General features: G+C 61.2%; 22 protein-coding genes. 9 read left to right on the forward strand and 13 right to left on the reverse strand.

Annotation, left to right across the window (positions count from 1 at the left end; translation table 11 throughout):
• Positions 1 to 209 precede the first annotated feature (209 nt).
• Positions 210 to 2,489, reverse strand: coding sequence for a phosphoenolpyruvate--protein phosphotransferase (gene ptsP / locus E1K68_RS26275; RefSeq protein ID WP_003195193.1), 2,280 nt, complete (start codon positions 2,487 to 2,489; stop codon positions 210 to 212).
• A 22-nt stretch (positions 2,490 to 2,511) separates the two neighbouring features.
• Positions 2,512 to 2,991: an RNA pyrophosphohydrolase gene (locus E1K68_RS26280; RefSeq protein WP_003176750.1), complete on the reverse strand. Its 480-nt coding sequence runs from the start codon at positions 2,989 to 2,991 to the stop codon at positions 2,512 to 2,514.
• Between the two features lie 143 nt (positions 2,992 to 3,134).
• Here E1K68_RS26280 and E1K68_RS26285 point away from each other — a divergent pair, with 143 nt between their 5' ends.
• Complete coding sequence (locus tag E1K68_RS26285; RefSeq protein WP_212614832.1) at positions 3,135 to 3,791, forward strand: HAD family hydrolase; 657 nt, start codon at positions 3,135 to 3,137, stop codon at positions 3,789 to 3,791.
• 94 nt (positions 3,792 to 3,885) lie between these two features.
• On the opposite strand, the gene E1K68_RS26290 is transcribed toward E1K68_RS26285, so the two are convergent.
• Together E1K68_RS26290 and ilvA are read right to left on the reverse strand one after the other, a co-directional pair.
• Positions 3,886 to 4,299 carry a DUF2269 family protein gene (locus E1K68_RS26290; RefSeq protein WP_034134006.1) on the reverse strand — a complete coding sequence of 138 codons (414 nt, stop codon included), beginning with the start codon at positions 4,297 to 4,299 and terminating at the stop codon, positions 3,886 to 3,888.
• 40 nt (positions 4,300 to 4,339) lie between these two features.
• Positions 4,340 to 5,854, reverse strand: a complete 1,515-nt coding sequence (gene ilvA, locus E1K68_RS26295; RefSeq protein WP_003195199.1) for a threonine ammonia-lyase, biosynthetic — start codon at positions 5,852 to 5,854, stop codon at positions 4,340 to 4,342.
• Between the two features lie 138 nt (positions 5,855 to 5,992).
• Between ilvA and rpiA the strand changes: the two genes are divergently transcribed.
• Positions 5,993 to 6,664 (forward strand): ribose-5-phosphate isomerase RpiA, encoded by a 672-nt coding sequence (rpiA, locus tag E1K68_RS26300; RefSeq protein ID WP_003195201.1) that lies wholly within the window; start codon positions 5,993 to 5,995, stop codon positions 6,662 to 6,664.
• Between the two features lie 333 nt (positions 6,665 to 6,997).
• The gene (locus E1K68_RS26305) at positions 6,998 to 8,944 is read left to right on the forward strand and encodes an autotransporter domain-containing protein (RefSeq protein ID WP_212614833.1); all 1,947 of its coding nucleotides are present in this window, start codon (positions 6,998 to 7,000) and stop codon (positions 8,942 to 8,944) included.
• On the opposite strand, the gene E1K68_RS26310 is transcribed toward E1K68_RS26305, so the two are convergent.
• The 4 genes from E1K68_RS26310 to E1K68_RS26325 form a co-directional block, all read right to left on the reverse strand.
• Complete coding sequence (locus E1K68_RS26310; protein ID WP_034134008.1) at positions 8,945 to 9,853, reverse strand: SdiA-regulated domain-containing protein; 909 nt, start codon at positions 9,851 to 9,853, stop codon at positions 8,945 to 8,947. It lies immediately after the preceding gene.
• 121 nt (positions 9,854 to 9,974) lie between these two features.
• A complete protein-coding gene (locus E1K68_RS26315; protein ID WP_212614834.1) occupies positions 9,975 to 10,898 on the reverse strand; it encodes an SdiA-regulated domain-containing protein in 924 nt (307 codons plus the stop codon).
• A gap of 247 nt (positions 10,899 to 11,145) precedes the next feature.
• On the reverse strand, positions 11,146 to 11,811 hold the full coding sequence (locus tag E1K68_RS26320; protein ID WP_034134009.1) for a fumarylacetoacetate hydrolase family protein: 666 nt from the start codon (positions 11,809 to 11,811) through the stop codon (positions 11,146 to 11,148).
• Positions 11,812 to 11,833: 22 nt separating this feature from the next.
• Positions 11,834 to 13,228 (reverse strand): FAD-binding oxidoreductase, encoded by a 1,395-nt coding sequence (locus tag E1K68_RS26325; RefSeq protein ID WP_212614835.1) that lies wholly within the window; start codon positions 13,226 to 13,228, stop codon positions 11,834 to 11,836.
• A gap of 205 nt (positions 13,229 to 13,433) precedes the next feature.
• Here E1K68_RS26325 and serA point away from each other — a divergent pair, with 205 nt between their 5' ends.
• The gene (serA, locus tag E1K68_RS26330) at positions 13,434 to 14,663 is read left to right on the forward strand and encodes a phosphoglycerate dehydrogenase (protein ID WP_003195214.1); all 1,230 of its coding nucleotides are present in this window, start codon (positions 13,434 to 13,436) and stop codon (positions 14,661 to 14,663) included.
• A 64-nt stretch (positions 14,664 to 14,727) separates the two neighbouring features.
• Here serA and E1K68_RS26335 read toward each other — a convergent pair whose 3' ends face one another.
• On the reverse strand, positions 14,728 to 15,168 hold the full coding sequence (locus E1K68_RS26335) for a DUF4399 domain-containing protein (protein ID WP_003195216.1): 441 nt from the start codon (positions 15,166 to 15,168) through the stop codon (positions 14,728 to 14,730).
• A gap of 134 nt (positions 15,169 to 15,302) precedes the next feature.
• Here E1K68_RS26335 and E1K68_RS26340 point away from each other — a divergent pair, with 134 nt between their 5' ends.
• A complete protein-coding gene (locus tag E1K68_RS26340; RefSeq protein WP_212614836.1) occupies positions 15,303 to 15,776 on the forward strand; it encodes a transporter substrate-binding domain-containing protein in 474 nt (157 codons plus the stop codon).
• A 109-nt stretch (positions 15,777 to 15,885) separates the two neighbouring features.
• On the opposite strand, the gene E1K68_RS26345 is transcribed toward E1K68_RS26340, so the two are convergent.
• Both E1K68_RS26345 and E1K68_RS26350 read right to left on the reverse strand, forming a co-directional pair.
• The gene (locus tag E1K68_RS26345) at positions 15,886 to 16,368 is read right to left on the reverse strand and encodes a DUF523 domain-containing protein (RefSeq protein ID WP_212614837.1); all 483 of its coding nucleotides are present in this window, start codon (positions 16,366 to 16,368) and stop codon (positions 15,886 to 15,888) included.
• Between the two features lie 2 nt (positions 16,369 to 16,370).
• Positions 16,371 to 17,003: a 2OG-Fe(II) oxygenase gene (locus tag E1K68_RS26350; protein WP_212614932.1), complete on the reverse strand. Its 633-nt coding sequence runs from the start codon at positions 17,001 to 17,003 to the stop codon at positions 16,371 to 16,373.
• Positions 17,004 to 17,134: 131 nt separating this feature from the next.
• Here E1K68_RS26350 and E1K68_RS26355 point away from each other — a divergent pair, with 131 nt between their 5' ends.
• Positions 17,135 to 17,887, forward strand: a complete 753-nt coding sequence (locus tag E1K68_RS26355; RefSeq protein WP_003195224.1) for a DUF2059 domain-containing protein — start codon at positions 17,135 to 17,137, stop codon at positions 17,885 to 17,887.
• 86 nt (positions 17,888 to 17,973) lie between these two features.
• Here E1K68_RS26355 and E1K68_RS26360 read toward each other — a convergent pair whose 3' ends face one another.
• Positions 17,974 to 18,915, reverse strand: coding sequence for an alpha/beta hydrolase (locus tag E1K68_RS26360; protein ID WP_034134012.1), 942 nt, complete (start codon positions 18,913 to 18,915; stop codon positions 17,974 to 17,976).
• A 98-nt stretch (positions 18,916 to 19,013) separates the two neighbouring features.
• Here E1K68_RS26360 and E1K68_RS26365 point away from each other — a divergent pair, with 98 nt between their 5' ends.
• Both E1K68_RS26365 and E1K68_RS26370 read left to right on the forward strand, forming a co-directional pair.
• The gene (locus E1K68_RS26365; RefSeq protein WP_003195228.1) at positions 19,014 to 19,589 is read left to right on the forward strand and encodes a DUF6436 domain-containing protein; all 576 of its coding nucleotides are present in this window, start codon (positions 19,014 to 19,016) and stop codon (positions 19,587 to 19,589) included.
• 26 nt (positions 19,590 to 19,615) lie between these two features.
• Positions 19,616 to 21,970, forward strand: a complete 2,355-nt coding sequence (locus tag E1K68_RS26370) for a penicillin acylase family protein (RefSeq protein WP_003195230.1) — start codon at positions 19,616 to 19,618, stop codon at positions 21,968 to 21,970.
• A gap of 117 nt (positions 21,971 to 22,087) precedes the next feature.
• Here the strand turns inward: E1K68_RS26370 and E1K68_RS26375 are convergent, their stop codons facing one another.
• Positions 22,088 to 23,053 carry a GlxA family transcriptional regulator gene (locus E1K68_RS26375; RefSeq protein ID WP_169912781.1) on the reverse strand — a complete coding sequence of 322 codons (966 nt, stop codon included), beginning with the start codon at positions 23,051 to 23,053 and terminating at the stop codon, positions 22,088 to 22,090.
• A gap of 247 nt (positions 23,054 to 23,300) precedes the next feature.
• Between E1K68_RS26375 and E1K68_RS26380 the strand changes: the two genes are divergently transcribed.
• Positions 23,301 to 23,942: an HD domain-containing protein gene (locus tag E1K68_RS26380; protein ID WP_069558179.1), complete on the forward strand. Its 642-nt coding sequence runs from the start codon at positions 23,301 to 23,303 to the stop codon at positions 23,940 to 23,942.
• The last annotated feature ends 115 nt before the right edge of the window (positions 23,943 to 24,057 follow it).

The raw sequence follows: 24,057 nt of genomic DNA on the forward strand, positions 1-24,057 counted from the left end.
CGCAGGCAAGCCAGCTCCCACAGGGGAATGCATTCCACAGGTGGGAGCTGGCTTGCCTGCGATGAAGGCGCCTCGGTCTTTGATCGTTCCCACGCTCTGCGTGGGAACGCCTCTTGTGACGCTCTGCGTCACGCTCTAAAAGCCGACGCGGAGCGTCCAGGGCTGCATTCCCACGCAGAGCGCGGGAACGATCTGCTAGAAGCTCGCTCCTACAGGGTTTTGGCCGAGGCCGGGTTGATCATCCGGGTCAACCCCAGGTTCTTCAACGCCAGTTGCAGCGAGCTGTGGATAACTTGCGGGTTGTCGATGGTCATCAACTCGGCGAGCAAATCCTTGGCCCTGCTCAACTCCACCTGGCGCAGCATCCACTTCACTTTCGGCAAGTTGGTGGCGTTCATCGACAGGCTGTCAAAACCCATCGCCATCAACAGCACCGCCGCCGCGGGGTCGCCGGCCATTTCGCCGCAGATACTCACCGGTTTGCCTTCGGCATGGGCGTCGCGCACCACGTGTTGCAGCGCTTGCAGCACCGCTGGGTGCAGGTAGTCGTAGAGGTCGGCCACCCGTGGGTTGTTACGGTCCACGGCCAGCAGGTACTGGGTCAGGTCGTTGGAGCCCACCGACAGGAAGTCCACCTGCCGCGCCAGTTCCTTGGCCTGGTACACCGCCGCCGGGATTTCGATCATCACCCCAATCGGCGGCATCGGCACATCGGCGCCTTCGTCGCGCACTTCGCCCCAGGCACGGTGGATCAGGTGCAGGGCTTCTTCCAGTTCATGGGTGCCGGAGATCATCGGCAGCAGGATGCGCAGGTTGTTCAAGCCCTCGCTGGCCTTGAGCATGGCGCGGGTCTGGACGAGGAAGATTTCGGGATGGTCGAGGGTAACGCGGATGCCACGCCAGCCAAGGAAGGGGTTGTCTTCCTTGATCGGGAAATAGGACAGTGACTTGTCGCCGCCAATATCCAGGCTGCGCATCGTCACCGGTAACGGGTGGAAGGCTTGCAGTTGCTCGCGATAAATCGCCAGCTGCTCCTTCTCGCTCGGGAAACGCTGGTTGATCATGAACGGCACTTCGGTGCGGTACAGCCCCACCCCTTCGGCACCGCGTTGCTGCGCACGGGCTACATCCGCCAGCAGGCCCGTGTTCACCAGCAGCGGTACGCGGTGGCCGTCGGGGGTGACACACGGCAGCTCGCGTAGCGAATCCAGGCCCTGGGCCAGTTGCTTCTCTTCTTCCACCACCTCGGCGTATTGCTTGCGCAGCACGTCGCTGGGGTTGGTGAACACCTCGCCGCGATGCCCGTCGACGATCATGTCGATGCCATCGACCTTGGAATACGGCAGGTCTACCAGGCCCATCACCGTCGGGATACCCATGGCCCGGGCCAGGATCGCCACGTGGGAGTTACCCGAACCCAATACCGACACCAGGCCCACCAGCTTGCCTTCAGGCACTTCGCCAAGCTGGGTGGCGGTCAATTCTTCACTGACTAAAATGGTGTTATCGGGGAAGACCATGTTGGTGCTGCGGTCTTCCTGCAAGTACGCCAACAGACGGCGACCCAGGTCGCGCACATCCGACGCCCGCTCGCGCAGGTAGGCGTCGTCCATCATTTCGAAACGGTTGACGTGATCGGTGACCACCTGGCGCAACGCGCCCTGGGCCCACTGGCCGGTCTTGATCACGGTCTTGACTTCGTTACCCAGGGACGCGTCGTCGAGCATCATCTGGTACACGTCGAACAGCGCACGCTCTTCGGGGCGCAGCTGGGTCGCCAGCTTGGTCGACAGGTTGCGCATGTCGGCGCGCACGCCTTCGAGGGCGGTCTTGAACAGTTTGATCTCGGCGTCGATGTCACTGACGCTCTTGTCCGGCACCACATCGAGGTCGGCGGGCGGCAGCATGACCACCGCGGTACCCACCGCAGCGCCTGGCGAACCCGGTACACCGACGAACTTGGCTTCCTGGATACCCTTGCCCTGGCGCCCCAGGCCGCGAATCGAGCCGGTCGCTTCGGCGTGGGCAATAACCCCGGCCAGTTGCGCGCTCATGGTCACCAGGAAGGCTTCTTCGCCTTCGTCGAACTGGCGACGCTCTTTTTGCTGGATGACCAACACGCCGACAACGCGGCGGTGGTGAATGATCGGTGCGCCAAGGAACGAGGCGTAGCGCTCTTCGCCGGTTTCGGCAAAGTAGCGATAACGCGGGTGATCGGCCGCGTTTTCGAGGTTCAGGGGTTCTTCACGCGTCCCCACCAGGCCCACCAGACCTTCATTGGGCGCCATGCTGACCTTGCCGATGGAGCGCTTGTTCAAGCCCTCCGTGGCCATCAGCACAAAACGGTTGGTCTCGGGGTCCAGCAGGTAAACCGAGCAGACCTGGCTGCCCATGGCTTCCTTGACGCGCAACACAATAATCCCCAACGCCGCCTTGAGATCCTTGGCGGAGTTAACTTCCTGGACGATCTTGCGCAGCGTATTGAGCATGGCTCGGGGTCGAACTCCGTCGTCAGTCGCGCGCTAAAAGGCGCGGGGCAAGCTCTTTGAGAGCGCGACGATAAACCTCGCGCTTGAATGTCACCACCTGGCCCAACGGATACCAATAGCTGACCCAGCGCCAGCCATCGAACTCCGGTTTACCGGTCAAATCCATCCGCACCCGCTGCTCGTTGGAGATCAGGCGCAAAAGAAACCATTTCTGCTTCTGGCCGATGCACAGCGGTTGGCTGTGGGTACGCACCAGGCGTTGCGGCAAACGATAGCGCAACCAGCCACGGGTACAGGCCAGAATTTGCACATCTTCGCGCTCAAGGCCGACTTCTTCGTTCAACTCACGGTACAAGGCGTCTTCAGGGGTTTCGTCGGGGTTGATTCCACCTTGAGGAAACTGCCAGGCATCTTGGTTGATTCGGCGAGCCCATAGCACCTGTCCGGCATCATTCGTCAGAATAATGCCGACATTAGGACGGAAACCATCGGGGTCGATCACGGCAACAACCTCGCAAACGCATGTCGCCGCATTGTTCCACAAAGGTTGTTCCAGCGGCAACGAGGCTTCTTACCTTATGTGCACTCTTGTGAAAAGACCGTATTCTGGACGCCTTTTTACAGACTTTTCAGCGAGTAACTGCAATGCGCCTGGCCTTATTCGACTTGGACAATACCCTTCTGGGCGGTGACAGCGATCACGCCTGGGGCGATTACCTGTGTGAACGCGGTTTTCTCGACCCGGTGGCCTACAAGGCCCGCAACGATGAGTTCTACCAGGACTACCTGGCCGGCACGCTGGATAACGCCGCCTACTTGAACTTCTGCCTGGAAATCCTCGGCCGCACCGAGATGGCCCAGCTGGACGAGTGGCACAACGACTACATGCGCGACTGCATCGAGCCCATCCTGCTCCCCAAGGCCGTCGAGCTGCTGGCCAAGCACCGCGCCGCCGGTGACAAGCTGGTGATCATCACCGCCACCAACCGCTTCGTCACCGCGCCGATTGCCGCACGCCTGGGCGTCGAGACCTTGATCGCCACCGAGTGCGAAATGGTGGACGGCCGCTATACCGGGCGCAGCACTGATGTGCCGTGCTTTCGTGAGGGCAAGGTGACACGTTTGAACCGTTGGCTGGAAGAAACCGGGCATAGCCTGGAAGGCAGCTACTTCTACAGCGATTCGATGAATGATTTGCCGTTGCTGGAGCAGGTGACTCACCCGGTGGCAGTGGATCCGGATCCGAATTTGCGCGCTGAGGCTGAAAAGCGTGGCTGGCCGGTGATTACACTGCGCAGCTGATGACGCTATCGCAGGCAAGCCAGCTCCCACATTTGGAATGCATTCCCCTGTGGGAGCTGGCTTGCCTGCGATGAACGCGACGCGGTCTAACGCTTTAAACCGGCTTGGCGCCCATCAGCCCTGCAATTGCCACAAACCCCACCAGGCTGACCACCGCCAGCACCAGGGTGAAATTCAGGCTCCCGCCCTCGCCCTTGCGCAGCCGATTGAGCCGCGCCACCAGCCAGAACCAGGCCAGCGCCGCCACGGTGTAGAGGATGCTGGAGCCCAAGATCCAGGTTTGCCCCAATGGCCAGCCGAGCAGGTGCACCAGCCACCAGCCGGTGAACGGCATGCTCACCAGGCATATCCCCATCAGCAGCCATATAAATGCCCAGGGGCGTTGCACGGTCGCAGACGGGCCGGCGCTGCGTTTACGCCACGCCAATACCGCCAGGCCCAGGCCGCTGAGCAGCAGCAATACGGTGGCGGTGATGTGGATCACCTTGAGGGTGGTCAGCGTTTCCATGGTCTCTATTCCTTTTAGGCCGCTCAGTCAGCGTAGTCGCTCAACCGAGGAACAGCTGGTAAGCCGGGTTTTCGCTTTCATCCCAGTACGGGTAACCGATTTGCGCCAACGCGGCAGGCACCAGGTGGCGCTCGTCCGCCGGCACTTGCAAGCCCGCCACCACTCGGCCGTCAGCCGCACCGTGGTTGCGGTAGTGGAACATCGAGATGTTCCAGCGCCCGCCGAGCTTGTGCAGGAAGTTGAACAACGCCCCCGGTCGCTCCGGAAATTCGAAGCGAAACACCAATTCGTCGCTGACTTTGGCCGCATGCCCACCGACCATATGGCGAATGTGCAACTTGGCCAGTTCGTTCTCGGTGAGGTCCAGCACCGGAAAACCCTGGCTGGTCAGGCTGGCCACCAACGCGCTGCGTGGGTCGTTCTCCGGGTGGGTCTGCACGCCGACGAAGATGTGCGCTTCGCTGCCGGAGTGGTAGCGGTAATTGAATTCGGTGATCTGGCGCTTGCCCACCGCTTCGCAGAAGGCCTTGAAGCTGCCCGGCCGCTCGGGGATGGTCACGGCGATGATGGCCTCACGACCTTCACCCAACTCGGCGCGCTCGGCCACATGGCGCAAACGGTCGAAGTTGACGTTGGCGCCCGAGTCGATGGCGACAAAGCTCTGGCCGCTGACGCCACGGGTCTCGACGTACTTTTTGATCCCGGCCACACCCAGCGCACCGGCCGGTTCGGTGATGGAGCGGGTGTCATCGTAGATGTCCTTGATCGCCGCACAGATTTCATCGGTGCTGACGGTGATCACTTCGTCCACATAGTCTTTGCAGATGTCGAAGGTATGCTGGCCGATCTGCGCCACCGCCACGCCATCGGCGAAGATTCCCACAGTCGGCAAAACCACGCGCTCGCCCGCCGCCATGGCGGCTTGCAGGCAGTTGGAGTCGTCCGGCTCCACGCCGATGATCTTGATTTCCGGGCGCAGGTATTTCACATACGCCGCAATCCCGGCGATCAGGCCGCCGCCGCCCACCGGTACGAAAATCGCGTCCAGCGGCCCTGGGTGCTGGCGCAGGATCTCCATCGCCACGGTGCCCTGCCCGGCAATGGTATGCGGATCATCGTAGGGGTGGATGTACACGTAGCCTTTTTCGTCGACCAGCTTGAGCGAGTAGGCCAGGGCTTCCGGGAAGGAATCACCGTGCAACACCACTTTGCCACCACGGGAACGCACGCCTTCGACCTTGATCTCCGGGGTGGTTTTGGGCATCACGATGGTGGCTTTCACCCCCAGCACCTTGGCCGCCAGGGCCAGGCCCTGGGCATGGTTGCCGGCCGACGCGGTGACGACGCCGCGTGCACGTTCTTCGGCACTGAGCTGGGTCAGCTTGTTGTAGGCGCCGCGAATCTTGAACGAGAACACCGGCTGCAAGTCTTCGCGCTTGAGCCAAATTTTGTTACCCAGCCGCTCGGAGAGCTGGCGGGCAGTCTGCAAGGGGGTTTCCACGGCGATGTCGTAAACGCGCGAGGTGAGGATTTTTTTGACGTAGTGTTCAAGCATCGGCAGGCATCTACTTCACGGGTTGGGCAGGGCCAAGGAGTCTAACCCAGCGTTTGGCCGGGCGACCACACGAATCCCGAGGTTTTGTTGGGTTATACTCGCCGCCCTCGTTAATTCCCCGCCCGTTCCGGAGCCCGCATGACCCAGGATCAACTCAAACAGGCAGTGGCCCAGGCCGCTGTCGATTTAATCCTTCCTAAACTCGACGACAAGAGCATCGTCGGTGTCGGCACCGGTTCCACCGCCAACTGCTTTATCGACGCACTGGCCCAGCACAAGGGCGCGTTCGACGGCGCCGTCGCCAGTTCCGAAGCCACCGCTGCCCGCCTCAAGGGCCATGGCATTCCGGTGTACGAACTCAACACCGTGAGCGACCTGGAGTTCTACGTCGACGGCGCCGATGAAAGCGACGAACACCTGAACCTGATCAAAGGCGGCGGCGCGGCCCTCACCCGCGAGAAGATTGTCGCGGCCGTGGCCAAGACCTTCATTTGCATCGCCGACGCGAGCAAGCTGGTCCCCGTGCTGGGCACGTTCCCACTGCCGGTGGAAGTCATCCCCATGGCCCGCAGCCACGTGGCCCGCGAGCTGGTGAAACTGGGCGGCGACCCGGTGTACCGCGAAGGCGTGTTGACCGATAACGGCAACATCATCCTCGACGTGTTCAATATGCAGATCACCAACCCGGTGGAACTGGAGACGCAGATCAACGCCATTGTGGGCGTGGTCACCAACGGCCTGTTCGCCGCGCGCCCGGCGGATGTATTGCTGCTGGGTACCCCGGAAGGCGTGAAAACCCTCAAAGCCTGACCCTGTGGGAGCCGGGCTTGCCCGCGATGCAGACGACTCGGTGTATCAATGGATACCGAGGCGATGCCATCGCAGGCAAGCCAGCTCCCACATGTGTTAGCGCTCGGCTCTAAAGCGATGTAACAAAAACGCTACTTTTCGCAGCACTCCTCGCCAAAACCGTGCGCTCTGTCACGGCATCCCCTGCCCCGCCTGGTATCCAATCCGTTACAAATTACAGCCACGCGACCCACGCGTTTAACAATGCGCCAATTTGCAGCCGCCCAGGGAATGAGGCGCGCATTGTGCAAAGGGTCTGGGCTTGAACGTCCCCCTCACCTCAAGGAAGACCTTGTGATAAAGCCTCTAGCCCTCGCCATCAGCGTTGCCGGTGCCCTGTTGCCCACCCATAGCCAGGCCTACGATTACGGCCAGCACGCCAACACCACCCTGGAAAAGCTGATCAACGATTACCCTGGCCGTTATCGCGGCACGGCCAATTTTGCCGGGGCAGCCGACTGGATGCAGAGCCAGATGGGCACGGCCTATAACATCAGCCGCCAGGATTTCACCTGGAACAACGGCAGCCGGGCTTCGCAAAACGTGGTGGCCTCTGCCGCTGGCACCAAGGCCCAGTACGTGGTGATTGGCGCGCATTTCGATACCTACTTCGGCCGCCCGACCCTACAAGGCCTGGATGACAACGGTTCCGGCGCCAGCGTGTTGACTGAGGTGGCGAAGAACCTCGGCGGCCTGTCACTGGAAAATGGCCTGCAAATCGTTGGCTTCGGCGCCGAAGAAGAAGGCCTGCGTGGCTCGCGGGCCTTTGTCGACTCACTCAGCGCCAGCCAGCGCGCCAACATGCTCGCGATGATCAACCTCGACAGCCTGATCACCGGTGACATGATGTATGCCCACGCCGGCCAGAACAGCACCGCTAACCCGGCGTTGGCCTCCTTGCGTGAGCACACCTTCCAGATCGCCAGGGAACTGAACATCCCCTTGTTCAGCAACCCCGGCCTGGACCCGCAGTACCCAAAGGGCACCGGCTGCTGCAGCGATGGTGAAGCGTTCGAACCGCTGAATATCCCGATCCTTTATATAGAGGCCACCAACTGGGAACTGGGCGACCTGGACGGTTACACCCAGACCGACAACCCGAAAATCCCCGGCGGCTCAACCTGGCACGACCCGAACGAAGACAACAAAGCCGTGCTGACCGATGCATTCGGCCAGGCGCGCATCGACCAGCGCCTGCGTGACTATTCACGCCTGCTCAGCCGCCTGGTGCTGGAACTGACCAACACCGACCTGATGGCCTCGACCGCTTCCGGCGGCGCCGTTGCGCGCAATATGCAAGACAACCTGCAGCGCCAGCATCAGGCCCTGGTACGCCTGCATGATCGCCGCTGGCTGACCCTGCAAGCGGCCAGCCGCGAGGTGGGCAGCTTTGATGGCGAGATCGGCGTGGATGGCGAATACAACCCGGACAGCGGCTTTGACACTGCCCCCAACCCCGAAGCCCGACGCCTGGGCCTGCATGCCCTCGGCGACTACCAACTGACTTCAAGCCTGAATATCGGCGCCAGCCTCAGCTACCTCAATGGGCGCGACAAACTGGAGCATCGCGGCAAGCTCGACAGCGACACCTGGCAGGCAGCCGTCTATGCACTGCTCAACGATGGTGGGCCAAGCTGGCTGGCCGGTGACCTGAGCGTGGGCCACACGCGCTTCGATTCCAAGCGCAACCTGGTCATCCAGGCCAATGGCGGGCCGATCCTGCTCAACCAGCAACTGACGGGCGATACCGATGCCCTGGCGTTGGGCGCACGGGTGCTGGGTGGCTATGACTTTGACTTTGGCGCGATCAAGAGCGGGCCGTTCGCCGGCCTGGACTACAGCCATTACCGCATCGACAAGTTCCACGAAAAGCAGAACCTGCGCACGGCCCTAGAGTACGAAGAGCAGTCTTTCGACTCCCTGGAAGCCAGCCTCGGCTGGCGCGTGCGCGGCGCTGTTGCCCTGCCCTATGGCCTGAACCTGATGCCCTACGGCGACATCGCCTGGGTCAAGGAATTGGCCGACGGCCGCCTGGACGACCTGCAACTCACCGCACGCGCCGATGGCCAGGCCCGCACCGCCAGGCTGGGCTCAGTGGATAAGAGCTTCGCTCGCGCACAACTGGGCAGCCAACTGGCGATCACCCCACAGCTGGGCGTGTTCGCCGAGGTCAACGGCCGCCTCGGGCATGCCGAAGGCAGCCAGACCGGTTATTCGCTGGGTGTGCAGTGGATGTTCTGATCAGGGTTTCTTGAACACGTAAAACAGGTTGGGCTCGCTGACCATGTACAGCGTGCCGTCGTCATCCATGGCGATCCCTTCGGCCTGGGGCACGCGCTTGCTCAGGCCATGGCGCCCTTTAAGCAACGACAGACTGCTTAGAGGGCGACCATCAATATCCAGCTCCAAGACCAGGAACGACTCATCCGACAGCGCCAACAGATGGCCGCTGCGCTCGTCGTATTGCAGGCTCGACAGGTCGCGCACAAACAGCCCGGCATCGCGCTTGGGGTTGTTGATCACATGCACCGAATAGGTTTTTTCCGGCTTGAAATGGGGAAACCCGTGCACCTCGTAGATCAGCATGGGGTCGCGTTCCTTGGCCACGAACAAGCGCTTGCCCACCGAATCGTAGGCCAACCCTTCAAAGCCCTTGTTGCCGCCGACGTGCACGCCCAGAGTCATTTGCTCCGCATCGGCAGCGTCGAGGAACTTGGTGTCTTCGTCCACATGCACTTTGATCAAGCGCTGCTGGCGCTCATCGCTGATGACGTAGATGTTGTCGCTGATAAATTCCACCGCTTCGGCATCGCCAAAGCCCACCAGCGGAATGCGCCGCAGGATCTTGCCCTCCAGCGACAACTCGACCAGTTCGGCGTTTTTATTGGTGACGGTAAACAGGCTTTTGCGCACGGGGTCGTAGGTCAGGGCCGAGACATCGTCGTCGAGCCCTTCGATCACCTGGCCTTCGAGGGTGACACGGTAGTCCGCCAGGCCAATGGCGCGCTCATCCGCAGGCTGGTACCACACCCGCCAGTTGAACCAGGCGCGTTCGAACAGACGGAACTGCTGTGCCACCAGCCCGGCAGCGACCAAGGCGAGCAATAGCAAGATAAAAACAGCAGGTTTAGGGCGGGCAAGTCGACGCATCGGGGCGGGCTCAGAGAAAAAACTGGCGAATAGATATCAAGGTCACCTGAATTTAAACTTAAACGCACCGGACTGTCTGGCGAATGCCGTTTATAAAGAAAAGTCTGACGTAATTCGTCAGTTATTTCTGCTTTTCAAAGCGATAGAACAGGTTTGGCTCACTGACCATGTACAGGTTGCCGCTCTCGTCCATGGTCACGCCTTCGGCACGGGGGATCGTGTCTTTCAGGCCATTGAAGCCGCCAAGCAAGGTCATGAAGCTGACTTGCTCGCCCGTTTCATCCAGTTCCAGCAGCAGGTGGGAATCGGCCGACAGCACCAGCAAATGCCCGGTACGTGGGTCGATGGATAAAGCCGAGAGGTTACGCACATCCAGTTCGGTGCTGGCCAGTTTTTGCTTGTCGCCGGTCAGCGTATTGCCATCGCTTTTCCAGGTGAACAAGGCCGGCGGGCGCTCTTCGCCCAGCACCAGTTGCTGGTTACGCTTGTCCCAGGTGACGGCTTCAAAGGCTTTGTTCTGCTCTTTGGACAGGCCCAGGTCATGACTGGGGAAATCGGCCTTGTTCAGCGCGGTGGTGCTGGCGTCCACCTTGACCACGGTGAGGCTGTGATCGCGCTCATCGACCACCGCCATCAAGCCGTTTTCCATCACCGCCACACCTTCCGGATTGTTCCAGCCGTTGAGGGGCATTTTGCGCAACACATCGCCTTGCAGGCTCAGCTCAACCAGAAAGGGGTTCTTGCCCATCACCGAAAACAGGGTTTTGGTCTGCGGGTTGTAAGACAGGTCTGATGCCTCGTCCTTCTCCATACCGGGCAGCAACTTGGCGTCGATCACCGCGTGATAGTCCGGTAGCCACACACTCTCCCGGCGTTCGGCCGAACTCTCGAAACGCTCCAGCACCCACAGCAGACCGCGATCGTCCCAGTGCATGGCCCAGGCGATGCCATACAAAATGGCACCGGCCAAGAACACCCAGGAATACCAGCGCATGGACAAGCGAGAGCGGAGCGAGGTTTTCGAAGTGGGCAGAGGCACGACCATTGAGCGCTTTTCCGGAAAGTGAGCTGTAGGGGATAGCACAGGATTCAAGGACCCGCGCGCAAGAGCAGGGAATTATCCGGATAGTGTGTGAAAAAAATGCAAAACGCCGGATCTTGCAGATGTACACAAACAACTGTGGGAGCGGGCTTGCCCGCGATGGCGGTGTGACAGTCACTGAACAGTTGACTGAACGCCCTCAATCGCGGGCAAGCCCGCTCCCACAGTTTGATCGCAGTGTGCCGGCTACTTAGCGCACAACGCTTTCGAAACGGTTCACACCTGCCAGCTCCAACACCACTTCATCCCCCACATTCAACGGGCCAACGCCCGCCGGGGTGCCGGTCAGGATCACGTCGCCCGCTTGCAGGGAGAAGCAACCTGCCATGTACTGAATCATCGGCACAATCGGATTGAGCATCTGAGCGCTGTTGCCGTCCTGGCGCACTTCGCCGTTGATGCTCAGGCGAATGCCGATATCGGCCATGTCCGCAAAGGTACTGCTGACCACGAAGGGCGCAATCACCGCCGCGCCATCGAACGACTTGGCGATTTCCCACGGCAGGCCCTTGGCTTTGAGCTCGGCCTGTTTGTCGCGCAGGGTCAGGTCCAGGGCCGGGGCGAAGCCGGAGATGGCGTCAAGCACTTCTTCCCGGCTCGGCTTGGCGGACAAAGGCTTGCCGATCAACACGGCGATTTCCGCTTCGTAGTGCACCGAACCACGTTCGGTCGGTATGGCAAAACCGCCTTCCAACGGCACCACGCAGCTACCCGGCTTGATGAACAGCAGCGGCTCGGTGGGCACCGGGTTGTCCAGTTCCTTGGCGTGTTCGGCGTAGTTACGCCCGATGCACACCACTTTACCCACCGGGAAGTGGATGTTGGTGCCGTCGACATACTTGTGCTGGTAGCTCATGGAACGACTCCTTCAGGTGCGATTAAACAGCGAAGATCTTGCCGGGGTTCATGATCCCGTTAGGGTCAAACACCGCTTTAACGGCCTTCATGTATTCGATTTCAACCGGTGAACGGCTGTAGGTCAGGTAATCGCGCTTGGTCATGCCCACCCCGTGCTCGGCGGAGATCGAGCCGTTGTACTTGGCGACGGTCTCGAACACCCACTTATTCACGGTGGCGCACTTGGCGAAGAACTCATCCTTGCTCAGGTTTTCCGGCTTGAGGATGTTCAGGTGCAGGTTGCCGTCACCGATATGGCCAAACCAGACGATTTCGAAGTCCGGGTAGTGTTCACCGACGATCGCGTCAATTTCGCTCAGGAACGTCGGCACTTTCGAGACAGTCACCGAGATGTCGTTCTTGTACGGCGTCCAGTGGGAAATGGTTTCGGAGATGTACTCGCGCAGTTTCCACAGGTTGTGCAGCTGGGTTTCGCTCTGGCTCATCACGCCATCCAGCACCCAGCCTTGCTCCACGCAATGCTCGAAGGTTTCCAGGGCGTGGTTGGCGACTTCTTCGGTGGTGGCTTCGAATTCCAGCAGAGCGTAGAACGGGCACTCGGTTTCGAACGGCGCCGGCACATCGCCACGGCCAAGGACTTTGGCCAGGGCCTTGTCGGAGAAGAATTCGAAGGCGGTCAGGTCCAGCTTGCTCTGGAAGGCATGCAGCACCGGCATGATCGAGTCGAAATCAGTCGTACCGAGCACCATCGCCGTGAGGTTCTTCGGCGCACGGTCCAGGCGCATGGTGGCTTCGACCACAAAGCCCAGGGTGCCCTCGGCACCGATAAACAGCTGGCGCATGTCGTAGCCGGTGGCGTTCTTGATCAGGTCGCGGTTCAGCTCCAGCGCATCGCCTTTGCCAGTGACGACCTTCATGCCGGCCACCCAGTTGCGGGTCATACCATAGCGAATTACTTTGATCCCGCCGGCATTGGTGCCGATATTGCCGCCAATCTGGCTGGAACCGGACGAGGCGAAGTCCACCGGGTAATACAGGCCGTTTTCTTCAGCGACGTTCTGCAACTGCTTGGTGACCACACCCGGCTGGCACACGGCGGTGCGGTCGGTGAGGTTCACGTCGAGGATCTGGTTCATATAGTCGAACGACACCACCACTTCGCCATTGGCGGCCACGGCAGCCGCCGACAGCCCGGTGCGCCCACCCGATGGCACCAGCGCCACCTTGTGTTCATTGGCCCAGCGTACGATGGCCTGCACCTGCTCGGTGGTCTTGGGGAACACGATGGCGGTGGGTGCGGGGGCGAAGTGCTTGGTCCAATCCTTGCCGTAAGCCTCCAGGGAGTCGGCGTCGGTCAGCACTTTGCCGGGCTCAACCAGGGTCTTTAGCTCATCAATCAGGGCAGGATGGGTCATCGACAGAACTCTCGAACAATTCATGGTCATCCTGAGAACGCTTCACGTCGCAGGAATAGGTGTTTAGCGGGGTGCGTATGCTAGCATACCGCCCCCGCAGGACAGACCCAAAGGGCGTTTCTGCGGTGACGGCTTTCCTGCCGTCCGGGTCAGCTTGCGCTGCTCGACTCCCTGCCAATTTTCTCCGGGATACAGGTTTACGCAGATGAGCAAGACTTCTCTCGATAAGAGCAAGATCAAGTTCCTTCTTCTGGAAGGCGTCCACCCATCGGCTGTCGACGTTCTGAAAGCCGCCGGGTACACCAGCATTGAGTACATCACCAGTTCTCTGCCGGAAGCCCAGCTCAAGGAAAAGATCGCCGACGCGCACTTTATCGGCATTCGCTCCCGCACTCAGCTGACCGAAGAGATCTTCGACCACGCCAAGAAACTCGTGGCTGTCGGCTGTTTCTGCATCGGCACCAACCAGGTCGACCTCAATGCAGCGCGCGAGCGCGGCATCGCGGTGTTCAACGCACCGTACTCCAACACCCGTTCCGTTGCGGAGCTGGTGCTGGCCGAGGCCATCCTGCTGCTGCGCGGTATCCCTGAGAAGAACGCTTCCTGCCACCGTGGCGGCTGGATCAAGAGCGCAGCCAACTCCTTCGAAATCCGCGGCAAGAAGCTGGGTATCGTTGGCTACGGCTCGATCGGCACGCAACTGTCGGTATTGGCTGAAGGCCTGGGCATGCAGGTGTTCTTCTACGACACCCTGACCAAGCTGCCATTGGGCAACGCCACCCAAGTGGCCAGCCTGACCGAGCTGCTGGGCATGTCCGACATCGTCACCCTGCACGTGCCGGAAACGGCCGAGACTCAGTGGATGATCGGCGAGAAGGAAATCCGCGCGATCAAGAAAGGCGGGATCCTGATCAACGCCGCTCGCGGTACCGTGGTCGAGCTGGACGCCCTGGCTGACGCGATCAAGGACAAGCACCTGATCGGCGCTGCCATCGACGTGTTCCCGGTGGAGCCACGCTCCAACGACGACATCTTCGAAAGCCCGCTGCGTGGCCTGGACAACGTGATCCTGACCCCGCACATCGGCGGCTCCACCGCTGAAGCCCAAGCCAACATCGGCCTGGAAGTCTCGGAAAAGCTGGTCAAGTACAGCGACAACGGTACTTCGGTATCGTCGGTCAACTTCCCGGAAGTGGCCCTGCCGGCTCACCCGGGCAAGCACCGCCTGCTGCACATCCACCAGAACATCCCTGGCGTGATGATGGAGATCAACAAGGTCTTCGCGGAAAACGGCATCAACATCTCCGGTCAGTTCCTGCAGACTAACGAGAAGGTCGGCTACGTGGTGATCGACGTCGACGCCGAGTACTCGGACCTGGCGCAAGAGAAGCTGCAGCACATCAACGGCACTATTCGTAGCCGCGTGTTGTTCTAGTAGGAGCGAGCTTGCTCGCTCCTACCAATAAAAAACGGGAGCCCCGCAAAGGGCTCCCGTTTTTTTATTTGACGTTAACAGTGATCACTTTCGATGCAACAGTGGGTTCGAACTGGCGATGCACGTTGTCGCCGGCCACCAGTTGCAGGGTGTGCTTGCCTGGCGTCAGGGTCAGCTCGGTTTCGGTTTGCGCCTTGCCGAAGTGAATCGAGGTAGGCGTGGCCGGGATCGCCTCGTTAGCGTTGAGCGCCCCCACTTCCTGGTCTACCAGCAGGTGGTGGTGACCGGCGTTAGGCACTTGCTTGTCGATCGGCTCCAGGTCCAGCTTCTTGACGCCGAATTTGACGGTGAAGGTTTTATCAACGGTGGCGCCATCTTTCGGCGAGACGATAAACACTTCGGCGCCTTCAGGTGCAGGTGTACGCGGAAGGTCTGCGGCGCTGGCCAACATCGAGGTACCCAGCAAAAGGCTGGCAATCGTTGCACGGGACAAAAGGGCTTTCATTCGCTTCTCCAGTTTTTCTGTGAAATCTGTAGGGTTATGACAACTTCGCGATAAATTGCGGTCCAAGGCACCCGACACCATAGCAAAACGATGCTCAACGGCGCCTCGCCTGTACGAATTCTTTAGGAGTGACCATGCGCTTTTCGCCTGGCCTGTTGCTGCTGCTTGCTCTTCTGAGCCCCTTGGCTCATGCCGAACTGATTGACGACGTCAACGATCGCGGTGAACTGCGCATCGCCCTGGAAGCCAACACCCCGCCGTACAATTTCAAAGAGGGCGACAAACTCGCAGGCTTTGAAGTGGAGCTGGGTGAACTGCTGGCCAAGGAGATGGAGGTGCGCTCCTCGTTTATTACCACCGATAACGCGGACCTGCTGTCCGGTGTGGAAACCGGCAAGTACGACGTGGCCATTAACCATATGTCTATGACTGCCGAGCTTGAGGATCGTTTCGATTTCAGTGAGCCTTACCACCAGAAGCCGGCATTGGCGATCCCGTTCCAGAAGGGCAACCCGGCGTTCAAGACCAGTTTGAACGGGGCGTTGAAGCGGGTTAAGGACGATGGCCGGTTGAAGGCGCTGGCGCAGAAATGGCTCAAGGTGCAATAAAATGTGGGAGCTGGCTTGCCTGCGATAGCGGTCTGTCAGTTACACATAAGGTGCTGATACACCGCTATCGCAGGCAAGCCAGCTCCCACACTTGATCTGTTTAAACTTCTTAAAGCTGCGTGAGGGCAATCGCCGCCTGTGGCAACTCCAACTCACTGAACACCTGCACACCATGGCGCTTGAGCAGCGCCGCCGTGACGCCTTCGCCACTGACCTTCACCCCACTGAAGGTGCCGTCATAGGTCAACAGGTTGCCGCAGGATGGGCTGTTGGCCTTGAGAATGGCGATGCGGATGTGATGGCGTTGCACCAGCGCCAAGGCCTGGCGGGCACCGTCGAGAAAGGCGCTGGTGAAGTCTTCGCCCTCGGCCGTCAGCACCTGGGCGCGGCCTTCCCACACGTCGATGCCCTGCCCGCCTGGGATTTCGGCCGATGACCGCGGTGTGGGCAAGCCGCCCGCCACTTCCGGGCAGATGGTAACCACGCGACCTTCAGCTTGCCACGCTGCCAGTTGGTCGAACGGGCCGCTGGCCCCGCCGTCATAGCGCACTTTGTGCCCGAGCAGGCAGCGGCTGACCAGAATCTTTTCCATGTTTAAAACGGCTCGTTGCCCCGCCGGCGAAACCAGCCCGTCAAGGACAGGCGTTCACGCGTAGCGGGCAGGACTTCGTGGGGCACCTCGCCCGACAGGAATACCACCAGGCAACCCCCGGCAGGCACCACGTCGTATTCGACACCGCCCTTGAGGTACATGCGCAGTTGGCCGCCATGTTCGGGCAGCCAGGCGTCGTTCAAGTAAATCACCGCCGAGACCATGCGCCGGTCGTCGTCGCGAAAACGGTCTACATGCTTGAGGTAAAACGCCCCCGGCGGGTACATCGCAAAGTGGCTTTCGAAATCTTCCAGGCCCAGGAACAGGCTGCGATTCATCGCCAGGCGCAGGCCGTCCATCACGCCCATATAGGTGTCGCAGATAGACGCGTCACCCTCCTCCAGCCACTGGATATGGTCACCGCGAATGCCTTCGCGAATCTCCTGGGCCGGCCCACGCCCTACCGCTGCGGGCGCCAATTCACCCTGCGCCGCACGTTTACGGCACTCAGCCGCCAGCTCCAGGGTCAGAGCCTGGGGCAGGAAGCCATTTTGCTGCGACCAGCCTTTTTCGGCCAGGTCGTCGACGATGCGTTGCAGCAGCGGGTGATCGAGGGGTATTTGCATGGCGCGCATAGTATCCATACGCCTGAAAATCCGACAGCGCCGTTGAGCGTCCGAATACACTTTAGTCAGGTGACTGATAGGACTTCTCGACAAATCCTACGCCCGACACGGACAATAGTGGCCGACTGACAGGAGTCCTTATGCGTCGTTTGTTTTTTTCTGTGTTGATGTTCTGCGTTTTGCCCGCCTGGGCAGACGGCCATGACCAGTTGTATAAGGTCGCCGGCTGGGCCGAACAACGTGCGCACTTCAATGACGCCCTCAGTGCCGCCCAGCAGCGCTACCGCAATAGCCTGCCGCCAGTGGTGTACCAGGCGCTGGTGGACAACAGCAATAAACGCTTTGCCGCCCAGGCCATGGACCAGCGTGCCGAGGCGCAACTGCGCAAGCACTTGCCCGACCCGAAACCTGCCCTGGCGTTTTTCCAATCGCCCCTGGGCCGCAAGATTGTCGCCGCCGAGTTGCTGGCCACGCGCCGCGACCAATTGGCGAAAAACGCCCAGGGCCTGCCCAAACTCGAAGCCGATGCCACCCGCAGCCTGATCATCGGCCACCTGGCCCAGGCCCTGCCCGCCCGCGAGGCCGGTGCCGAGGTCAGCCTGGCGATTGCGGGCGTGGCGGCCGACAGCTTGAGCCAGATGATCCCCGGCTTGCTAGGCGGTGGCCAGGCACAAGGCATGTTGAATGGCCAGCGCGAGCGGCTGATGCAGCAGATCGACAAGGATTTGAACAATACCTTGCTGTATGTCTATCGGGATTTGTCCGACCCGGAGCTGGAAGAGTTCGCCACCTTTGCCGAGTCGCCGGAGGGCAAGGCGTATTACCAGGCTGCCCTTGCCGCCATTCGCGCAGGGCTTGCCGTTGGCCAGAGCACCTCAAGCCTGACGCAGTAAACCCTGTGGGAGCTGGCTTGCCTGCGATTGCGATCTGTCAGTTACACCGCTATCGCAGGCAAGCCAGCTCCCACATTTGGATTGCGTTATTTCAGGTGGCTTGTGAGAAAACTGAAGTACTCATAGCGAATCTGCGGAATTTCATTGGCCAAGTGATGCCGACCCTGCTTGAGCATCAACACCTCAGGCTGATCGAACTTACCCCGCAACACCTGCAGATTGTGCTGCCAGTCCACCGTCATATCTTCCTCACCCTGCACGATCACCGGGCGCCGGGGGCTGCGGGGTGCGGCTTCGATGCGTTTGATCCAGCGCGCCAGCGACCCCACCCAGGCGGTAGGCAGTTGGCGAGGCTGTAGCGGGTCGGCTTCCAGGAACGGCTTGAACGCCGGGTCGTTGGAGTTATCGCTGAAACGCCGGGCGATGCCTTTGACGAAGGGGCGCAGCAGGTAATAGCTGACCTGCGACCAACCCCAGGCACGCGGCCGCACCAACGGCGACAGCAGGAAGGTCTTGCCCTGGGCCGGGCTTTGGGCGCCGTGGTTGAGCAGGTGGTCCACCACGATGGCGCCGCCGGTGCTTTGCCCGAACAGGTGCCAGGGTTGCGGCAATTGCAAAGCCTTGGCCTCGACGAACAACGCCTGCACCACGCTCTGGTACACCGCAAAGTCATCGATGCTGGCGCGCACGCCGCTGGACAAGCCATGGCCCGGCAGGTCGCAGGCGATCACCACGAAGCCCTGGTCCAGCGCCCAATCCACCACATGGCGATACAGCCCCATGTGATCGTAGAAACCGTGAAACAGGAACATCGTCGCCACCGGCGCCGGCGGCCACCAGACCTGGGCCACCACCTCAAACCCATCCACCTCAAAACGCCCCAGGCGGCTCACCGCCGGCACCTGGCGTGCGGCCAGGTCGAGCCCGTAGAAACGCTGGTAAACCCTCGCCTCGGCTGACAGCGGCTGCGCATCCACCAGGGGGCGCAAGCTTTCGCGCAGATGATCAGGGTCAAAGGTAACGGGCATAAAGGCTTCCAGACTTGCGGTGAAGATGAATATCGAGCTGCGATATTCATCTGTCAGGACAAGCATGGCAAGCTACGCGACCTGCGAGGATACATCCAATGCGACCGCCCTACCGTAACGCCCTGTTCGCCAGCGTGATCCTGGTTATTTGCGCCGGGGTACTGTGGGCGGCCTATGACTGGTTCCAGGGCCGCTACCTGCGCGCCTTCAGCGAACACACCGCGGTATTTTCCGGCGATGCGCTGCAACTGCCCGCCGCCCTCAGCGGCCCTGGCCCGATTCGTCTGGTGCACTTCTGGGACCCGGCCTGCCCGTGCAATGTCGGTAACCAGCAACACCTGGGCGAGTTGATCGAGCAGTACGCGCCCCAGGGGGTGGAGTTCTATGCCCTGCAAAAACCCGGCAGCCACGGCCAGTTGCCCGAGAACCTGCGCCACCTGAAAGTCCTTGATGCCCTGGCCGGCGCCGACCAGATACCCGCCAGCCCGGCCGTGGGCATTTGGGACCGCACCGGCAAGCTGGCGTATTTCGGCCCCTATAGCGAAGGCCTGACCTGCAACGCCAGCAACAGTTTTATCGAGCCAATTCTCAAGGCCCTTGGAACCGGACGCGACGTGAATGCCACTCACACCCTCGCGGTAGGCTGCTATTGTTCGTGGCCTAAGGATCTGTAGCCCGTCCACTTTGGTAAGGAATGTTCATGAAGCGCGTCTTGCAGGTTTTTGCGGTGCTGATTGTGCTGGTCGCCCTGGGCGCCGGTTGGTACGTCTACAGCAAACAACCTACGCGCCAGGGCACGGTGACGCTGGCGCACCTGCAAGGCTCGGTCACGGTGCGTTACGACGACCGTGGCGTACCGCATATCCGCGCCGAGAACGAAGCCGACCTGTACCGCGCCCTGGGCTATGTGCACGCCCAGGACCGCCTGTTCCAGATGGAGATCATGCGGCGCCTGGCCCGTGGCGAACTGGCCGAGGTGCTGGGGCCCAAGCTGCTGGACACCGATAAGCTCTTTCGCAGCCTGCGCATCCGCGAGCGTGCCTTAAGCTATGTGGAGCATATGGACCCTGGCTCAGCCTCGTCCAAGGCCCTGCAAGCCTACCTGGACGGGATCAATCAGTATCAGGACAGCCACGCCAGCCCCATGGAGTTCGATGTGCTGGGCATCGCCAAGCGCCCGTTTACCGCCGAAGACAGCATCAGCGTCGCCGGGTACATGGCCTACAGCTTTGCCGCGGCCTTTCGCACCGAGCCGGTGCTGACCTATGTGCGTGACCGGCTGGGCAGCGACTACTTGAAGGTCTTCGATCTCGACTGGCAACCCAAGGGCGCACTCAACCTGGCGGCCAGCGATTGGCAGACCCTTGGCGCCATCGCCGCCCTGAGCGAACAGGCCCTGGCCGACAACGGCCTGCCGCAGTTCGAAGGCAGCAATGCCTGGGCCGTCAGCGGCAGCCATACCCAAAGTGGCAAGCCGTTGCTGGCGGGTGACCCTCATATCCGTTTTTCGGTGCCTTCGGTCTGGTACGAGGCGCAACTGTCGGCGCCAGGCTTCGAGCTATACGGCTACCACAACGCGCTGGTACCGGTGGCGTTCCTGGGGCACAACCTGGACTTCGGCTGGAGCCTGACCATGTTCCAGAACGACGACCTCGACCTGGTCGCCGAGAAGGTCAACCCAAACAACCCCAACCAGGTCTGGTATCACGACCAATGGGTGGACATGAGCAGCAGCGAGCAGCAGATCCAGGTCAAGGGCCAGGCGCCGGTGACCCTCACCCTGCGCCGCTCGCCCCACGGCCCGATCATCAACGATGTGCTCGGTGAGAACGCCGGCAGCACACCGATTGCCATGTGGTGGGCGTTCCTCGACAGCGAAAACCCGATCCTCGATGGTTTCTATCAGCTCAACCGTGCCGATACCCTGGCCAAGGCGCGTGCCGCGGCCGCGAAGGTCTCGGCGCCGGGCCTGAACATCGTGTGGGCAAACGCCAAGGGCGATATCGGCTGGTGGGCGGCGGCGCAGTTGCCGATCCGCCCGGCCGGCGTCAACCCGGCGTTCATCCTCGACGGCAGTACCGCCCAGGCCGACAAGCTGGGTTTCTACCCCTTCAGTGCCAACCCCCAGGAAGAAAACCCGCCGCGCGGCTATGTGGTGTCCGCCAATGCCCAGCCAGCATCGCCCACCGGCATGCCGATCCCCGGCTATTACAACCTGGCGGATCGTGGCCAGCAGTTGAACGTGCAGTTGAGCGACAAAAGCGTGAAGTGGGATGTGACCAACAGCCAGGCCCTGCAACTGGGCACCACCACCGCCTACGGCACGCGCCTGCTGGCGCCGCTGTTGCCGGTGCTGCGCGAGGTGGTCAAGGACCCGGCGCAACTCAAATTGGTGGAACAGCTTGCCAACTGGAAGGGTGACTACCCGCTGGACTCCACCAGCGCCACGCTGTTCAACCAGTTGCTGTTCAACCTCAGCGACGCGACCTTTCACCCCAAACTCGGCGATGCCTTGTTCAAGACCTTGCTCGGCACCCGCGTGATCGACGCCGCATTGCCCCGCCTGGCCGCATCGGCAGACTCGCCCTGGTGGAACGGCAACCGCGCCGATACCGTCAAGCTCGCCTGGGACAACAGCCTGGCCCACCTCAAGGCGACGTTCGGCGATGACCCGGCGCAATGGCAGTGGGGCAAGGCGCACACCCTGACCCACGGCCACCCGCTGGGCCTGCAAAAGCCGCTGGATAAAATTTTCAACGTCGGCCCGTTCCCGGCGCCGGGCAGCCATGAGGTTCCGAACAACCAGACCGCGCTGATTGGCCCGGCACCGTGGCCGGTGACCTACGGCCCGTCGACACGGCGCCTGATCGACTTCGCCGACCCGACCCACGCCCTCACCATCAACCCGGTGGGGCAAAGCGGTGTGCCGTTTGATACGCACTATGGCGACCAGGCGCAGAGCTATATCGAGGGAAGGTACGAGCAGGCGCACTTCAGTGATGAGGAAGTGACGGCCAATACCCGCGGCACCTTGAAACTGCTGCCCGCCCGATGATCGTTCCCACGCTCCGCGTGGGAATGCAGCCGTAGACGCTCCGCGTCCGCCCTTAAAAGCGGGGACGCAGAGCGTCCCAAGAGGCGTTACCACGCAGAGCGTGGGAACGATCATCGCTCAAACCGGCGCCGCAAAGTTAAGCCTGAACTGTTGCGGCGTGACGCCCAGCCGGCGGTTGAACACACTGCGCATGTGCTGGGCGTCGCGAAAGCCACATTGATAGGCCACGGTTTTAAGCGGTGCATGGCTGCTTTCAAGCATCACCCGCGCCGCATCCACACGCGCCCTCTCGACAAACTCCGCCGGCGTAATCCGCGCTTCACGGGCAAACACCCGGGAGAAATTACGTGCACTCATATTGGCCGCCTTGGCCAGGTCGGCAATGGTCAGGTCTCCCGTCAGGTTGGCCAACACGTACAGCTGCACCAGCGCCACCGCCGAGGTGGTTTCGGCATGGGGGGTTAGGAACGGGCTGAACTGCGATTGCCCGCCCGAGCGCTGGGTGAACACCACCAGGCGCTTGGCCACGCTCAGGGCGACTTCCGGGCCGTGATCCTGGGCCAGCAGATACAACGACAGGTCGATACCTGCCGTGACCCCGGCGGAGGTGTAGAGCTTGCCATCCTGCACATAGAGACGGTCGGCTTCGACCTGGGCCGAGGGGCACAGGCACGCCAGGCTGGCGGCGTCGTTCCAGTGGGTAGTGACGGTCTTACCGTCCAGCAGGCCCGCACGGGCCAGCATAAAGGCGCCGTTGCAGATCGAGCCGAAGCGCTGTGCCTTCGCGGCGGCAGTGCGCAGCCAGGCGTCAAACTCGGGGCCGAAATCTTCGAAGGGTAACTGCGGGCCACCGGCGACCAGCAGCAGGTCGTAGGGTTGTCGGGCTTCGCTGTAGTGCTTGTGCGCCTGCAATGACAAACCGTTGGAGGCCGCCATGGCGCCGTGGCCGAAGCCGAGCACTTCCAGCCGATAGTGAGCCTCGGGCGCCAGGAAGCGGTTGGCCTCGCAGAACACATCCATCGGCCCGGTCACGTCCAGCGACTGAACACCAGGAAAGATCAGGATGGCGACGGTTTTGCCCATACTCACAAACACCTTTTTCCACTGAATAAACACCAATCCCTTGTGGGAGCTGGCTTGCCTGCGATGCAGACGCCTCGGTATCTCAGGTACACCGAGGTGATGCTATCGCAGGCAAGCAAGCTCCCACAGGGGATCGCTTACAGGCTTGGCACGATGTGGTGGCACATTGGCCGGGATCGCCTCCCTGTGGCGATAGCCGCTCCTGGGTCATGGGACCAGACTGGAATCTTTCCAGAGGAGATCCCCCATGAGCACCACCATAGCCGGTATCCAGATTCCTGACAGCGCCTTGGCCCGGGCCACCACCGAATACATCCGCGACGTCGAATCGGACCTGCTCTACCACCATTCGCGTCGGGTCTTCCTGTTCGGCGCCTTGAGCGGTGAGCGCAAACAGTTGGCCTACAACCCGGAGTTGCTCTACGTCGGCGCGATGTTCCATGACCTGGGCCTGGTGGAAGGCCACCGCAGTGACGACGAGCGTTTCGAAGTGGACGGCGCCAACGCCGCCGCCGCGTTCCTCAAGCCTTATGGGTTGAGCGATGACGATATTGAACAAGTGTGGTTGTCCATCGCCCTGCACACCACGCCGGGCGTGCCGAAACACCTGCGCCCCACGGTGGCGCTGGTGACCGCTGGTGTGGAGATGGACGTGCTGGGCATGGACTACGCCGCCTTCAGCAGCGTGCAGCGCGAAGCGGTGGTGCATGCGCATCCACGGGGTGAAGGGTTCAAGGAGTGCATCATCTGCGCGTTCGCCGACGGCTTGCGCCATCGCCCGCAGACCACGTTTGGCAATGTTAAGACCGATGTGCTGGTGGACCAGGAGCCTGGGTTCAAGCCGATGAATTTTGTGCAGGTGATCCGCACATCGCCGTGGGCTGACTGAAACCCGATTTTATAAGCACCGCAAAACTACTGTGGGAGCTGGCTTGCCTGCGATGGCGGTGGGTCAGCATCTTATAAGTGACTGATACACCGCAATCGCAGGCAAGCCAGCTCCC

The organism is Pseudomonas sp. B2021 (assembly GCF_018135665.1).
In the GTDB taxonomy this organism is placed as follows: Bacteria; Pseudomonadota; Gammaproteobacteria; order Pseudomonadales; family Pseudomonadaceae; genus Aquipseudomonas; species Aquipseudomonas lactis.